Source organism: Streptomyces sp. NPDC008137 (genome assembly GCF_042957035.1).
Classification (GTDB): Bacteria; Actinomycetota; Actinomycetes; order Streptomycetales; family Streptomycetaceae; genus Streptomyces.
In genome coordinates this window covers 51,316-65,613 of sequence record NZ_JBIBHN010000006.1, presented here as the reverse complement: position 1 = coordinate 65,613, position 14,298 = coordinate 51,316, and the positions used below count along the sequence as shown (strand labels likewise).

Genomic DNA, 14,298 nt, shown 5'->3' with positions numbered 1-14,298 from the left:
CGGTCTCTCCCTCTCCGTCTTTGTACCGTCTCGTCAGATCATGCCGGACCGTGGTCGTCCTCGCCTGCCCCGCCCGGTACTTCGGCAAGCTCGTGGCGCGCGGCTGCCTTCTCCTGGGCGATCCGGCGGTGTTCGGCGGCCTTGGCCTCGTAGCGGGCGGCCAGGCGCAGGTGGTAGGCCGGGTCGTGCTCCTCATAGATGTCCGGGATGCCGTCGAGGTCGTCGTCGCGCTCCTCTTCCTCCCACAGGCGGCGGTACTTGGCGTTCCGTATCTTCAGCAGGACGGTGGCCAGCACCGCGGCGATGAGCGAGCCCAGCAGCACGGCGGCCTTGACCTCGTTCGTCATCGTCTCGTCGCCGGCGAAGGCGAGTTCGCCGATGAGCAGCGAGACCGTGAAGCCGATGCCGGCGAGGCTCGCCACCGCGAACACGTCCGCCCAGGCGAGGTCGTCGCTCAGCGAGGCCCTGGTGAAACGGGCCGCCAGCCACGTCCCGCCGAAGATGCCGAGCACCTTGCCGACGACGAGCCCGAGAACCACACCGAGGGTCTCGGGTGTCGTGAACACGTCGGTGATCGCCTCACCGGAGACGGCGACGCCCGCGCTGAACAGCGCGAACAGCGGTACGGCCAGACCGGCCGACAGGGGGCGTACGAGGTGCTCGATGTGCTCGCCGGGGGAGTGGTCCTCGCCCTCGTTGCGGTGGCAGCGCAGCATCAGGCCCATGGCGACACCGGCGATCGTGGCGTGGACGCCGCTGTTGTACATCAGCCCCCAGATGACGAGCGCGAGCGGCACGTACACGTACCAGCCGCGTACGCCCTTGCGCAGCAGCAGCCAGAAGACGCCCAGGCCCACCACGGCGCCGCCGAGCGCGGCGAAGTTCAGGTCGGCGGTGAAGAAGACGGCGATGATCAGGATCGCGAAGAGGTCGTCGACGACGGCGAGGGTGAGCAGGAAGGCCCGCAGCGCGCTCGGCAGGGACGTGCCGATGACCGCGAGCACGGCGAGCGCGAAGGCGATGTCGGTGGCGGTGGGTACGGCCCACCCGGCCAGGGAGCCGCCGCCGGTGACGTTGGTGAGGGTGTAGACGAGCGCCGGTACGGCCATGCCGCACAGGGCGGCGACGACCGGGAGCGCGGCGGCCTTGGGGTCGCGCAGGTCGCCCGCGACGAGTTCGCGCTTGAGTTCTATCCCGGCGACGAAGAAGAAGATCGCCAGCAGCCCGTCGGCGGCCCAGTGCGCGACCGACAGGTCGAGGCCGAGTGCGGCGGGGCCCAGGTGGAAGTGGGCGACGTTCTCGTAGCTGTCGTGCAGCGCGGGGATGTTCGCCCAGAGCAGCGCGGCGACCGCGGCGGCGAGCAGCAGCACACCGCCGACGGTCTCGGTGCGCAGCGCGTCCGCCACGTAGGTCCGTTCGGGCAGCGACAGCCGTCCGAAGACCTTGCGGGGGGTGCTGGGGCGGGGCGCGGTCACGGGGAAGACCTCCGGTCGGTGGGCAGGGCTGAACACATGCCGACCAGACTTCCCGGCGCACCATGAGGCAGTTGTTTTGCTTAGTTTAGCTAACCGTATGGCCGAGTGTACCTGGCGATCTTCACCAGGGACGCCGAAAGGGCACCCGGCGTGCTGTCTGCCGGGTGCCCTTCGTCTGATCGGCTATGCGTGGACCTCGATCAGTCCTCGCTGGGCGCGGCGGGCAGCTTGGACTGGATGAGGTCCATGACCGTGGAGTCGGTCAGCGTGGTGACGTCACCGAGCTGGCGGTTCTCGGCGACGTCCCGCAGCAGCCGGCGCATGATCTTGCCGGAGCGGGTCTTGGGCAGCTCGGCCACCGGCAGGACCCGCTTGGGCTTGGCGATCGGGCCGAGGGTGTTGCCGACGTGGTTGCGCAGCTCGGCGACCAGGTCCTCGGTCTCGGCGGCCGTACCCCGCAGGATCACGAACGCGACGATCGCCTGCCCGGTCGTCTCGTCCGCCGCGCCGACCACGGCCGCCTCGGCGACCGACGGGTGGGAGACGAGCGCGGACTCCACCTCGGTGGTGGAGATGTTGTGCCCCGAGACGAGCATGACGTCGTCGACCCGGCCGAGCAGCCAGATGTCGCCGTCGTCATCCTTCTTGGCACCGTCACCGGCGAAGTACTTGCCCTCGAAGCGCGACCAGTACGTGTCGATGAACCGCTGGTCGTCGCCCCAGATGGTGCGCAGCATCGACGGCCACGGCTCGGTGAGCACCAGGTAGCCGCCACCGCCGTCGGGCACCTCGCGCGCCTCGTCGTCGACGACCGTCGCGGCGATGCCGGGCAGCGGCGTCTGCGCGGAACCGGGCTTGGTCGCGGTCACGCCCGGCAGCGGGGTGATCATCATCGAGCCGGTCTCGGTCTGCCACCAGGTGTCCACGATCGGGGTGCGGTCGCCGCCGATGTTCTTGCGGTACCAGATCCACGCCTCGGGGTTGATCGGCTCGCCCACCGAGCCCAGCACCCTGAGGCTGGACAGGTCGAACTTGGCGGGGATGTCGTCGCCCCACTTCATGAACGTACGGATCGCGGTCGGCGCGGTGTAGAGGATCGTCACGCCGTACTTCTGCACGATCTCCCAGAAGCGGCCCTGGTGCGGGGTGTCGGGCGTGCCCTCGTACATGACCTGCGTCGCGCCGTTGGCGAGCGGGCCGTAGACGATGTACGAGTGACCGGTGACCCAGCCGACGTCGGCGGTGCACCAGTACACGTCGGTCTCCGGCTTGAGGTCGAAGACGGCGTGGTGGGTGTAGGCGGTCTGGGTGAGGTAGCCGCCGGAGGTGTGCAGGATGCCCTTGGGCTTACCCGTGGTGCCCGAGGTGTACAGGATGAACAGCGGGTGCTCGGCGTCGAACGCCTGCGGTGTGTGCTCGGGGCTCTGTCGCTCCACGGCGTCGTGCCACCACACGTCGCGGCCCTCGGTGAAGGCGACCTCCTGGCCCGTGCGGCGCACGACCAGCACGTGCTCGACGATGCCCGCCTTCTCGACGGCCTCGTCCACGGCCGGCTTGAGCGCGGACGGCTTGCCGCGCCGGTAGCCGCCGTCGGAGGTGATGACCACGCGCGCGTCGGCGTCCTGGATGCGGGTGGCGAGCGCGTCGGAGGAGAAGCCGCCGAAGACGACCGAGTGGGCCGCGCCGATCCGGGCGCACGCCAGCATCGCGATCGCCGTCTCGGGGATCATCGGCATGTAGACGGCGACCCGGTCGCCGGCCTGAACTCCCAGCTCCAGCAGGGCGTTTGCGGCCTTGGACACCTCGTCCTTGAGCTCGGCGTAGGTGATGGCGCGACTGTCGCCGGGCTCGCCCTCGAAGTGGATGGCGACCCGGTCGCCGTGCCCGGCCTCGACGTGCCGGTCGACGCAGTTGTAGGCGACGTTGAGCTCGCCGTCCTTGAACCACTTGGCGAACGGCGGGTTCGACCAGTCGAGGGTCTCGGTGGGCTCCTTGGCCCAGGTCAGCCGACGGGCCTGCTCGGCCCAGAAGCCGAGCCTGTCAGCCTTGGCCTGCTCATACGCCTCCGCCGTGACGTTGGCGTTCGCGGCCAGGTCGGCGGGGGGTGCGAACCTGCGCTCTTCCTTGAGCAGGTTGGCCAGGCTTTCGTTGCTCACGGCATCTGCCTTTCCCAGGGTGTCCGTTGTGTCCCAGGCCACAGCTCATCAGACCCGGGGGTGCGATGACAAGGGCCGACCGCCGATTGGTTTAGACCTCTTGGCGGGTCGCTTTCGGCGGCGGGGGTCATCCGTACCCACGGACGCCGACCGGGCAGGGTTCATCCCCTGTAACGCCTCTCACAGTCCGGCCCAACTACAGGTGAAGGCGCACCGAGAGAGAGGACAGCCGAGTGGACGGCATACGGGGCGGACCCGCGGCGGCGGCCCACGACCCTCAGCTCTTCGAAGAGTTCTACCGGCGCCATGTGGACGCCGTGATGTCTTTCGTGGCCCGGCGTGTCGCCGACGTCCACACCGTGGCGGACCTGACCGCCGAGGTCTTCCTCGCGGCGCTCGACTCCGCCCACACCTACCGCCCCGGCCGGGGCGACGAGCGCGCCTGGCTGTACGGCATCGCACGCAACATCGTCTCCTCCGAGCGCCGCCGGGTCGCTCGTGAGACGGCGCGCGACCGCCGTATCTCGGGGCGGCGGCTGCTGGAGCCCGACGACATCGCGCGGCTCGAGGACAAGCTCGACGCCGAGAGTCCGGGGCGCCGGGCGCTGGCCGCGCTGGAGCGGCTGCCGGACGGTGAACGGGCCGTCGTCGAACTCGTCGCCGTGGACCAGCTCACGGTGACCGAGGCCGCCGCCGCGCTCGGCATCCGCCAGGTCACGGCCCGGGTGCGGCTGCACCGCGCCCGCAAGGCCCTGCGGGCGGAGGCGGATCCGGTGCCGGAGGCCCCGCCCGGCGCATCCCTGTCGTACGTCACCGGCGGAGCCGGAGAATCCGGAGGAGAGGCATGACCACGAAGAGCACGTTCGAGGACCGGCTGCTGGCCGAGCTTCGGCGCGAGATCGAGGGGCGCGGGGCCACCGGTTCCGCGCGGGCGATGACCACCGATTCTGCGCGGGTGGTGGCCACCGGTCCCGCCGAGAAGGTCACCGCGCGACGCTCCCCGTTCGCGGGGGTGCTCACGGGGCGGCGGATCGCCCTGACCGCGGGCGCCTGCGCCGTGACCGGGCTGGTGCTGGCGCTCGTGCCGGGCTCACCGGGCGAGTCCCCGGCGTACGCGGTGGAGCGGCACGGCGACGGCAGCGTCACGCTCACCCTCACGAAGATCGCGATAGGCCAGAAATCCCAGCGCCAACTGGCCGAACGCCTGCGGGCCGAGGGCATTCACGTGACCATCGACAATCTCTCCTTCGGCCAGCACTGCGCTCAGCCGCGCGGCGAGATGCTGACGGGCAGCGTGGGACGGGGGTTCATCGGCGAGCCGCCCGAGGAGGGCACCGTCCCCGTCGGCGGCCCGACCGACCCGGCCTACCACCGCGATTGGCAGGTCACCCTGCACCCGGGCGACTCCCTGGGCATGGAGAACACCAGCCGCAAGGACGGCAAGCCCGGGCTCAGCTCCGAGGTGTTCTACGCGATCAAGGGCAAGATCGCGCCGTGCGAACCGGAGTCTCAGGGCTGAGAGCACCGGCGGGAGGCGGGCGGCGTACGGGGGTCGCCGCTCTCCTCCGCCCGGCCTGCCCCGGACTGGGGCCGCCGGGTGCGGCGGCCCTGGGGCGCGCCCCGCGCTCACGCCGGCAGGCCGGCCTCCCGTACGTGCTCGAACACCCGGTCCCCGGCCACCTCGGTGAGCAGATAGGCCTGGGCCTCGCCCACGTGGAAGTACATGCCGTGCAGCTCCAGCTCACCCTCCTTCAGAGCGCGGGCGACCGAGTCGTGGGCGCGCAGATGCTCCAACTGCTGGACCACGTTGGTCAGGCAGAGCTGCTCCACCACGCCCTCGGGCGCCCGTCCGGCCAGCCTGCCCCACGGCGGGCTGTCGCCGGCCACGCGCTCCAGGCTGGGCAGCCCGTGCCGCAGCCATCGCTCGAGCGGGGTCCGGGTGCCGCCCGGTTCGGAACTGAGCAGCGCCTGCATGGCTCCGCACCCGGAGTGCCCGCACACCGTGATGGACCGCACCTTCAGCACGTCCACCGCGTACTCGATCGCGGCGGCCACCGAGTCGTCGCCGCTCTCCTCGCCGGGCAGCGGCACGAGGTTGCCCACGTTGCGCACGACGAACAGGTCGCCCGGCCCGCTGGAAGTGATCATCGAGGTGACCAGCCGTGAGTCGGCGCAGGTCAGGAAGAGCTGCGAAGGGCGCTGTCCCTCGCGCGCCAGCCGGGCCAGTTCACTGCGCACCAGGGGTGCGGTGTTGCGCTGGAACGCGCTGATGCCACGCGCCAGTTCCTGACCGCTGGCTCCGCCGGGGCCCGTCGGGTCGGGCTCGGGGCGGTCCGTCCCGTCCGGGGCGTGCTCGGAGTAGGGCGCGGACCCGGGATGGTCGCACTGGTGGTTGCGCCAGGGCGTCCAGGGCCGGCAACGGCAGCCGGTGAGGGCCTGGGGCTCGGAGACGCGGGTGCCGGGGTGACGGCCGGCGATCTCCACGCTGCCTCCCTGCGCGGTGTGTGTCTTCTGCCAGTCCTGCAACGTCTCGTAGGCCGCGTGGTCCATGAACGAACCGTCCAGTTCGACGACGGCGTCGGCACCGTGGGGTACGAGATGCAGGGCCCGGCTGAGCCGTGGCACCGCGAGGAACGTCAACTGCCCTCTGACGTGTACGTGATGGACTCCTTCCGTCTCGTCGTGCGTGATGCGGGTGCGGGTGAGGCGGTGCAGGGCGACGCCGACGGCCATGGCGATGCCCAGCGCCACGCCCTCCAGGACGCCGAGGGACACGACGCCCACGGTGGTGACGGCGTAGACCCACACTTCCCGGTGGCGCGTCACCGTGCGGATGTGGTTCAGGGACACCATCTGGATGCCGACGGCCATCACCAGGGCGGCGAGCGAGGCGAGCGGGATGAGCTCCAGGAGCGGGACCATCAGCAGTGCGGCGATCACTACGAGAACGCCGTGCAGCATCGTGGAGTTCCGGCTCACGGCACCGGCGTGCACATTCGCCGAACTCCGCACGGCCACACCGGCGATGGGCAGCCCGCCGAGCGAGCCGGAGACGATGTTCGCGGCGCCCTGCCCGAGCAGTTCGCGGTCGAGGTTGGAGCGCCCGACCCGGGTCGAAAGACCGGGACGTCCGGCGACCAGCTTGTCCACGGCGACCGCGCCGAGCAAGGACTGCACGCTGCACACCAGCGTGGTGGTGAGCACGGCGGCGACGAGGCCGAGCACGGGGCCCTCGGGCAGCCCGGCCAAGGCGTGGTTGCTCCAGGACGGCAGGTCGACCTTGGGCAGGCGCAGCCCGGCGAGGGCGGCGACCGCGGTGGCTCCGGCCACGGCGACGAGCGCGGCCGGGATCTTGCGCAGCAGGCGCCCGGCCCGGCCGGGCAGTCTCGGCCAGAGCAGCAGCAGGGCCAGGGTCAGCGCGCTCACCGACACGGCCGCCGGGCCCATGTCCGCCAACTGGGCGGGCAGCGCGGCGAGGTTGTCGGGGACGGAGCTCTGCGGTGTGCCGCCGAGCACGATGTGCAACTGCGCGACGGCGATGGTGACGCCGATGCCGGCGAGCATGCCGTGCACGATGGCGGGGCTGACAGCGAGGGCGCCGCGGGCCACGCGCAGGCAGCCCAGACCGAGTTGGGCGAGGCCGGCGAGGACGGTGATGGCACAGGTCGTACGCCAGCCGTAGCGCAGGATGAGGTCGGCGGTGACGACCGTGAGTCCGGCGGCCGGTCCGCTCACCTGGAGCGGGGAGCCGCCGAGCCGTCCGGCGACGACTCCGCCCACGGCGGCGGCGACGAGGCCGGCCTGCAGGGGGGCGCCGGTGGCGAGGGCGATGCCCAGGGACAGGGGCAGGGCGATCAGGAAGACCGCGATCGAGGCCGATACGTCGGCACCCGCGATCCGGAAGCGGCGGGGGCCGGTCGGCGGCGGACTGTGGGGCGGGTGGGTGCGCTCGGTCTTGTTCGGGTCGGCGGCGCGTGTGGGGACGCAGGCAGACATTGTTTCCCGTCTCCTCCGGGGCTGCGCGGTCGCGTGACTGGTGCTCCCGCTCGGTGCGGGGTTCGGTCGCGGCCGTAGGTCACGGCATAAATCGGCGGGATGAATCAACGCTCGGTAAACGGATCGTAATGCAGAGTAAAGGGCGGGCATAGACTTTACGGGCAAATGGGCGAATAAATCACCCCGACGAGTGAAGTGGCTATTTGATCGGCTTGTCGTACTAATTCCTTCTCGGTCCCGTGCGAATTTGGCGGCGCTGTCGGCACCCGAGAGAAGGAAGAAGGTGGGCGACACATGGCCGCCACTCACAGGATCGCCGCGGGCTCCGTGATCGCCGCGGTCTGCGCCGCATCGCTCGCCGGTTGCTCGACCGGCGCTTCCCGGCACCAGGATCCCGACCCGCGGACGGCGAAGCCGGCCCAGGCGCCGAAGAGCGCGGTCCGGCTGATCGGAGACGGCTCCACCGCCTACACCGGCGCCCAGCCCCACCTGCCCAGGCCCGAACGGCTGCGGCCCGGCCAGAGGCCCCCGCAGTTCGTCGTCTTCTCCTGGGACGGCGCGGGCGAGGACAGCCAGAAGCTGTTCTCCCACTTCCGCGAGGTCGCCAAGGCCAACGACGCGACGATGACGTACTTCCTGAGCGGTGTGTACATGCTGCCGGACGAGAAACGCGACCTGTACCGGCCGCCGCAGCACTCCCCGGGCCGCTCCGACATCGGCTTCAACGACCGGCGCGGCATCGCAGCCACCGCGGAGCAGCTGCGCCTGGCGTGGCTGGAGGGCAACGAGATCGGCACGCACTTCAACGGCCACTTCTGCGGCAGCGGTGGCGGGGTCGGCGAGTGGTCGGTGGAGGACTGGAAGGACGAGATCGCCCAGGCCAAGCAGTTCGTGAAGACCTGGAAGACCAACACCGGCCTGCGGAACGCGTCCCCGCTGCCCTTCGACTACGACAAGGAGCTCATCGGCGCCCGCACGCCCTGCCTCGAAGGCCAGCGGAACTTCATGAAGGCAGCCCGCGAGCTGGGCTTCCGATACGACACCAGCGGCGTCAACGACCAGGTCTGGCCCAAGCGGAAGCAGGGCCTGTGGGACGTCTCCATGCAACTCGTGCCCTTCCCCGGGCACTCCTACGAGCAGCTCACCATGGACTACAACTTCATGGTCAACCAGTCGGGCACCACCACCCAGGGCGACCCCCGGAAGTTCGACTTCTGGGGCGACCAGATGCGCGACGGCCTGCTCAAGGGCTTCTACCGGGCGTACGACGGCAACCGCGCGCCCCTGATCATCGGCAACCACTTCGAGTCCTGGAACGGCGGCACCTACATGCGGGCCGTCGAGGAGGTCATCGAGGCGGTGTGCACCAAGAAGGAGGTGCGCTGTGTCTCGTTCCGCCGGCTGGTGGACTGGCTGGACGCCCAGGACCCGGCGACGCTGGAGAAACTGCGCTCCCTGAAGGTCGGCGAGAAGCCGAAGCAGGGCTGGCCGTCGTTCCTCGCGGGTGAGCCCGCGCCGGCCCCGAAGGGCGTTCCCGGGGCTCCGGCGGCGAAGCGGTAGCGCAGTGAGGAAGGCCACTCCGACGTGGGGCGGGCTCCCGGGGTGCGTAGGGTCGTACTCATGAGTACAGCAGGCGCGACCGCCGATCCTCTGGCGACCCTGGGGGCGCTGCCCGGTGTGGCCGAGTCCGTGGAGTCCGTACGCAAGGCCGTGGACCGGGTCTACGGGCACCGGATCATGCGGCGGCGCAGCAACGCGGTCACCTCCGAGGCGGCCCTGCGCGGCGCCCGTGGCTCGGCGGCGCTGTCCGGCGCGGACTGGGCCCTGGAGGAGGTGCGCCGCCGTACGGACTTCGGTGGTGACGACGAGGCGCACACCGTGGGTGCCGCGCTGCGGCTCACCGCGGAGGCGGGCCAGTTGCTGTCGATCTGGCGGCAGTCACCCCTGCGGGTGCTGGCCCGGCTGCACCTGGTCGCGGCGGCCGGCCAGGCCGACCAGGTGGGACGGCCCCGGCAGGAGGGCGAGCCGGTCGACGAGCCGCTGGTCGCGCTGCCGCTGCCGGGCGCGGCCGAGGCGCACGGCCGGCTGGAAGGGCTGTCCGGGCTGATCATCGCGGGCGGCACCGCACCCGCGCTGGTGACGGCCGCCGTCGTGCACGGCGAACTCCTGGCGCTGCGCCCTTTCACGTCCCACAACGGCCTGGTCGCGCGCACGGCCGAGCGCATCGTCCTGGTCGGCAGCGGCCTGGACCCGAAGTCGGTCTGCCCGGCCGAGGTCGGCCACGCCGAGCTGGGCCGGGGCGCCTACCTGGAAGCCCTCGACGGGTACGTCTCCGGTACGCCGGAGGGCGTGGCGGCCTGGATCGCCCACTGCGGCAGGGCGGTCGAACTGGGGGCGCGGGAGTCGACGGCGGTGTGCGAGGCGCTGCAGCGCGGAGCGGCGTGACACTCATCCGCAGGGGCCGGAAAGTGATGCGGCGGTACGAGAAACTCGTACCGCCGCTGGCATGAGCATCGGGTTACCAAGCGTCCTCGATATATATGCCCATCAGGTCGGGAACTTTGCCCGTCCCTGGTGCGGCTGGCCCGTATTCGACGGGTCGACGTCGCGTGGGTGCCCGGTGTTCATGCTCGGTCCGTGGGGCCAAATGCGTATTTAAGGTGATCCTCTCGGATGTCCTTGGTCTCGCGGGCCGTTGAGTCCTTTGTACTCCTGCCCCGCAGTAAGCGGAAGTCCAGGCTGCACTTCTTTACTTTTGGGTTCAAAGAGGACTTCGGGCCGACTGCGGTCAGGCGACCGTCGCCCGGCGCCGGTTCGCGTACCAGACCAGTCCCGCGGTGGCCGCCGCGGCGCCTATCGCGGCGACCGCGACGAGCGCCGGCCGCGGCGGTACGGAGAACGCGGGGATGCGCTGCTTGAGCCGGACCGGGCGGTGGAAATCGAGGATCGGCCAACCGCGCGCGAGGGCCTCGCGGCGCAGGGCGCGGTCCGGGTTCACGGCATGGGGGTTGCCCACGGACTCCAGCATCGGGACGTCGGTCGCCGAGTCGCTGTAGGCGTAGCAGCGGCTGAGGTCGTAGCCCTCGGACGCGGCCAGCTCCCTGATGGCCTCGGCCTTGGTCGGGCCGTACGCGTAGTACTCCACCTCGCCGGTGAAGCAGCCGTCGTCGCCCACGACCATGCGGGTCGCCACCACGCGGTCCGCGCCGAGGAGTTCACCGATCGGCTCGACCACCTCCGCGCCCGACGTGGACACGATCACGACGTCGCGGCCGGCGGTGTGGTGTTCCTCGATGAGGGAGGCGGCCTCGTCGTAGATGATCGGGTCGATCAGGTCGTGCAGCGTCTCGGCGACGATCTCCTGCACCTGCCGCACGTTCCAGCCGCGGCACAGCGCGGACAAGTAGGCGCGCATACGCTCCATCTGATCGTGGTCGGCGCCGCCGGCCAGGAAGACGAACTGGGCATATGCGGTGCGCAAGACAGCCCTGCGGTTGATCAGACCGCCTTGGTAGAACGACTTGCTGAACGTGAGCGTGCTCGACTTCGCAATGACCGTCTTGTCCAGGTCAAAGAAGGCCGCTGTGCGGGGCAAGGAGTGGTTTTCCACGCCCCTGAGCATAGGGGCAGCCCATTCGGCGTAAGGTGGGGCGCGTGGGTTTGCCTGAGAAGGCTCTCGGGTACACCATGGAAGTCACGGATCGTTCGCGACCGTGCTAACCCGGTCCGGCTCCTCCCCCCCCGAGTCGGCCGTGGAGACGACCCCCACTCTCCCCCCCGGTGGGGGTCGTCGCATGTCCGGGTGAGTTTTCTCCCTCGTCGCGCGGCCTGATCGCCGCCCTGATGTGGCGCTGGCGGCAATTTTGTCATGCATATGACTCATTACGTTGCGTAGCCGTCGGACTGCTCTGTGGAAGTCGCACAGAGGGCCTGCGGCGGTCACCGGTATGGGTGACGGCGATATTCACAACTGTCGAGGCGTCCACAGTTATCCACCAAGATCCACACGATTTCCGGGATCGCTGCACCGTGATTCCCACGCCCTCCGCTCGCGGCGAGTTCATGGCCGGTTCCGATTGCCGGGGGCGTTTGGCCGGTTTCTGTCGGCCGTGCAAAGGGAGGCCGCCTTGCCGGTTCTTCCCACGTTCGGGAATCGCGGGGCCACAGAGCCCCGCGAGGCAAGCAGTGAAGGGGGATGACCGTGGCCGGAGCCGTCACACACGATCCGCCACCGGCCGCCGGAGGGCGGCAGGGCGGACCACTGATCGTCACCGAGGACAGCGACCTCCTCGACGACCTGCTGCGCCTGTGCGCGGCGGCGGGCGCCACGCCCGAGGTGCACCACGGGGTGCCGGAACGCAGAGGCGGCTGGGAGGCCGCGCCGCTCGTCCTCGTGGGGGACGACGCCGCGCGGCGCGTACGCGGAGCCGTGCACAGAAGGGGCGTCGTCCTCGTCGGCCGGGACCAGGACGACCCGGGAGTGTGGCGGCGGGCCGTCGAGATCGGCGCCGAGCACGTCCTGATGCTGCCCGACGGCGAGCAGTGGCTCGTCGACCGCATCGCCGACGTGGCCGAGGGCGTCGGCAGGCCCGCCCTCACCGTGGGCGTCATCGGGGGCCGGGGCGGGGCCGGAGCGTCCACGCTCGCGTGCGCGCTGGCCGTCACCTCCGCGCGGGAGGGGCTGCGCACGCTCCTCGTGGACGCCGATCCGCTGGGTGGCGGACTCGACGTACTCCTCGGCGGCGAGACGGCCGAAGGGCTGCGGTGGCCCGCGTTCGCCTCCTCCCGCGGGCGGGTCGGCGGGGGCGCCCTGGAGGAGTCGCTGCCCGAGCTGCACTCGCTGCGGGTGCTCAGCTGGGACCGCGGCGACCGGATCGCCGTCCCGCCCCAGGCGGTGCGCGCGGTGCTCGCCGCCGCCCGGCGCCGGGGCGGCACGGTCGTGGTCGACCTGCCACGACGCATCGACGACGGGGTCGCCGAGGTGCTCACCCAGTTGGACGTCGGTGTCCTGGTGGTGCCCGCCGAGTTGCGGGCCGTCGCGGCCGCCGGGCGCGTGGCGTCCGCTGTCGGCATGGTCCTGCGCGACCTGCGGGTGGCGGTCCGCGGGCCGTACCCGCCGGGCCTCGACGACCGGGAGGTGGCCCGGCTGCTCGGGCTGCCCCTGGTCGGCGAGATGCCGGTCGAGCCCGGGCTGCTGCGCCCGGACGAGGGCGCGGCACCGCCGGGTGCCGCCCCGCGCGGACCGCTCGCCCGGTTCTGCAAGGGGTTCTGGGAGCGGGCGCTCGTCGAGGCGGGTGCCCAATGAGTGTGGTACCCGAGGCGGTGTCCGGACCCGACGGCACCGCGCTGCTCGACGGGGTGCGGCGGTGGCTGGCCGAGAGCGGGGCCGAGCCGACCCCCGCGCGCGTTGCCCAAGCCCTGCGGGAACAGGGGCGGGTGCTCGGAGACGCCGAAGTCCTGGGTGCCGCCGCGCGGTTGCGGTCCGAACTGGTCGGCAGCGGGCCGCTGGAGCCGCTGCTCGCCGACCCGTCGGTGACGGATGTGCTGGTGTCGGCCCCGGACCGGGTCTGGGTGGACCGGGGAGGCGGCCTTGAGCTGGCGTCGGTGCGTTTCGCGGACGCGGCGGCCGTACGGCGCCTCGCCCAGCGTCTCGCCGCCGTGGCCGGACGCCGCCTCGACGACGCCCGGCCCTGGGCCGACGCCCGGCTGCCCGACGGAACCCGGCTGCACGCGGTGCTGCCGCCGGTGGCCGTGGGCTGCGCCTGTCTGTCGCTGCGGGTCGTACGGCCGCGGGCCTTCACCCTCGGGGAGCTGGTCGCGGCGGGCACGGTGCCGCCGGGCGGGGACCGCGTGCTGCGCGCGCTGCTCGACGCACGGCTGTCCTTCCTGGTCAGCGGGGGCACGGGCTCAGGCAAGACGACGCTGTTGAGTGCCCTCCTGGGGCTGGTGGGGCACGACGAGCGGATCGTCCTCGCCGAGGACTCGGCGGAGCTGCGGCCGGATCATCCGCATGTGGTGCGGCTGGAGACCAGACCCGCCAACCAGGAGGGAGCGGGGCTCGTCACCCTTGAGGACCTGGTGCGCCAGGCACTGCGGATGCGGCCCGACCGGCTGGTCGTGGGCGAGGTGCGCGGGCCCGAAGTGGTGCATCTGCTGGCCGCGTTGAACACGGGCCACGAGGGCGGCTGCGGAACCGTCCACGCCAATGCCGCCGCCGATGTACCGGCCCGCCTTGAGGCGCTCGGCACGGCCGCCGGGCTCGACCGGGCCGCTCTGCACAGCCAGGTGGCGGCCGCCCTCTCCGTGGTGCTGCACCTCGTACGCGACCGGGCCGGGCGGCGGCGGATCGCCGAGGTGCACGTGCTGGAGCGGGATCCGTCGGGGCTGGTGCGGACGGTGCCGGCGCTGCGTTGGGGAGCGGAGGCCTTCGTGCGCGAGCGGGGGTGGGGGCGGTTGCGGGGACTGCTGCGCGGTGAGGGCGGGCCGGGTGAGGCCGACGGTGCGCTGGTGGCAGCGGTGGGCGAGTGACAGCGAGGGCTGAGGGGGCGAGCGATGACGGGCACCGGGAGGGCTGAGTGATGGCAGGCACTGAGGGGCTGAGTGATGGCAGGGACTGAAGGGGCTGAGTGATGGCAGGCACTGAGGGGCCGAGCGGTGACAGGGACTGAAGG

The 14,298-nt window shown here is 71.5% G+C and carries 10 protein-coding genes; 6 read left to right on the top strand and 4 right to left on the bottom strand.

Features of this window, described 5'->3' with window-relative positions:
* Positions 1 to 38: 38 nt before the first annotated feature.
* Both nhaA and acs read right to left on the bottom strand, forming a co-directional pair.
* Complete coding sequence (nhaA, locus tag ACFZBT_RS11930; RefSeq protein WP_391101619.1) at positions 39 to 1,475, bottom strand: Na+/H+ antiporter NhaA; 1,437 nt, start codon at positions 1,473 to 1,475, stop codon at positions 39 to 41.
* Between the two features lie 200 nt (positions 1,476 to 1,675).
* Positions 1,676 to 3,631, bottom strand: coding sequence for an acetate--CoA ligase (gene acs, locus ACFZBT_RS11925; protein ID WP_391101617.1), 1,956 nt, complete (start codon positions 3,629 to 3,631; stop codon positions 1,676 to 1,678).
* Between the two features lie 233 nt (positions 3,632 to 3,864).
* On the opposite strand from acs, the gene ACFZBT_RS11920 reads away from it, so the two are divergent.
* Together ACFZBT_RS11920 and ACFZBT_RS11915 are read left to right on the top strand one after the other, a co-directional pair.
* Positions 3,865 to 4,479, top strand: a complete 615-nt coding sequence (locus ACFZBT_RS11920; protein WP_391101615.1) for a sigma-70 family RNA polymerase sigma factor — start codon at positions 3,865 to 3,867, stop codon at positions 4,477 to 4,479.
* Positions 4,476 to 5,150, top strand: a complete 675-nt coding sequence (locus tag ACFZBT_RS11915) for a hypothetical protein (protein ID WP_391101612.1) — start codon at positions 4,476 to 4,478, stop codon at positions 5,148 to 5,150. The genes ACFZBT_RS11920 and ACFZBT_RS11915 overlap by 4 nt, the downstream gene beginning before the upstream one ends.
* 107 nt (positions 5,151 to 5,257) lie before the next feature.
* Here ACFZBT_RS11915 and ACFZBT_RS11910 read toward each other — a convergent pair whose 3' ends face one another.
* Positions 5,258 to 7,627 (bottom strand): SulP family inorganic anion transporter, encoded by a 2,370-nt coding sequence (locus tag ACFZBT_RS11910; protein WP_391101610.1) that lies wholly within the window; start codon positions 7,625 to 7,627, stop codon positions 5,258 to 5,260.
* Positions 7,628 to 7,921: 294 nt separating this feature from the next.
* Between ACFZBT_RS11910 and ACFZBT_RS11905 the strand changes: the two genes are divergently transcribed.
* Positions 7,922 to 9,187 carry a hypothetical protein gene (locus ACFZBT_RS11905; protein WP_391101608.1) on the top strand — a complete coding sequence of 422 codons (1,266 nt, stop codon included), beginning with the start codon at positions 7,922 to 7,924 and terminating at the stop codon, positions 9,185 to 9,187.
* Positions 9,188 to 9,247: 60 nt separating this feature from the next.
* Positions 9,248 to 10,072 (top strand): oxidoreductase, encoded by an 825-nt coding sequence (locus ACFZBT_RS11900; RefSeq protein WP_391101605.1) that lies wholly within the window; start codon positions 9,248 to 9,250, stop codon positions 10,070 to 10,072.
* Positions 10,073 to 10,415: 343 nt separating this feature from the next.
* Here ACFZBT_RS11900 and ACFZBT_RS11895 read toward each other — a convergent pair whose 3' ends face one another.
* Entirely contained in the window at positions 10,416 to 11,249 is an 834-nt protein-coding gene (locus ACFZBT_RS11895) for an HAD-IB family hydrolase (RefSeq protein ID WP_391101602.1), read from the bottom strand.
* Positions 11,250 to 11,828: 579 nt separating this feature from the next.
* On the opposite strand from ACFZBT_RS11895, the gene ssd reads away from it, so the two are divergent.
* Both ssd and ACFZBT_RS11885 read left to right on the top strand, forming a co-directional pair.
* Entirely contained in the window at positions 11,829 to 12,932 is a 1,104-nt protein-coding gene (gene ssd, locus ACFZBT_RS11890; RefSeq protein WP_391101599.1) for a septum site-determining protein Ssd, read from the top strand.
* Positions 12,929 to 14,155: a TadA family conjugal transfer-associated ATPase gene (locus ACFZBT_RS11885; RefSeq protein ID WP_391101596.1), complete on the top strand. Its 1,227-nt coding sequence runs from the start codon at positions 12,929 to 12,931 to the stop codon at positions 14,153 to 14,155. Before ssd ends, ACFZBT_RS11885 begins: the two co-directional genes overlap by 4 nt.
* The last annotated feature ends 143 nt before the right edge of the window (positions 14,156 to 14,298 follow it).

Excerpts from the sequence above, each read along its gene's own strand:
- ACFZBT_RS11905 (WP_391101608.1), top strand. The coding sequence starts at position 7,922 with ATGGCCGCCACTCACAGGATCGCCGCGGGCTCCGTGATCGCCGCGGTC.
- ACFZBT_RS11895 (WP_391101602.1), bottom strand. The coding sequence starts at position 11,249 with ATGCTCAGGGGCGTGGAAAACCACTCCTTGCCCCGCACAGCGGCCTTC.
- ACFZBT_RS11885 (WP_391101596.1), top strand. The coding sequence starts at position 12,929 with ATGAGTGTGGTACCCGAGGCGGTGTCCGGACCCGACGGCACCGCGCTG.
- ACFZBT_RS11910 (WP_391101610.1), bottom strand. The coding sequence starts at position 7,627 with ATGTCTGCCTGCGTCCCCACACGCGCCGCCGACCCGAACAAGACCGAG.
- ACFZBT_RS11900 (WP_391101605.1), top strand. The coding sequence starts at position 9,248 with ATGAGTACAGCAGGCGCGACCGCCGATCCTCTGGCGACCCTGGGGGCG.
- ACFZBT_RS11915 (WP_391101612.1), top strand. The coding sequence starts at position 4,476 with ATGACCACGAAGAGCACGTTCGAGGACCGGCTGCTGGCCGAGCTTCGG.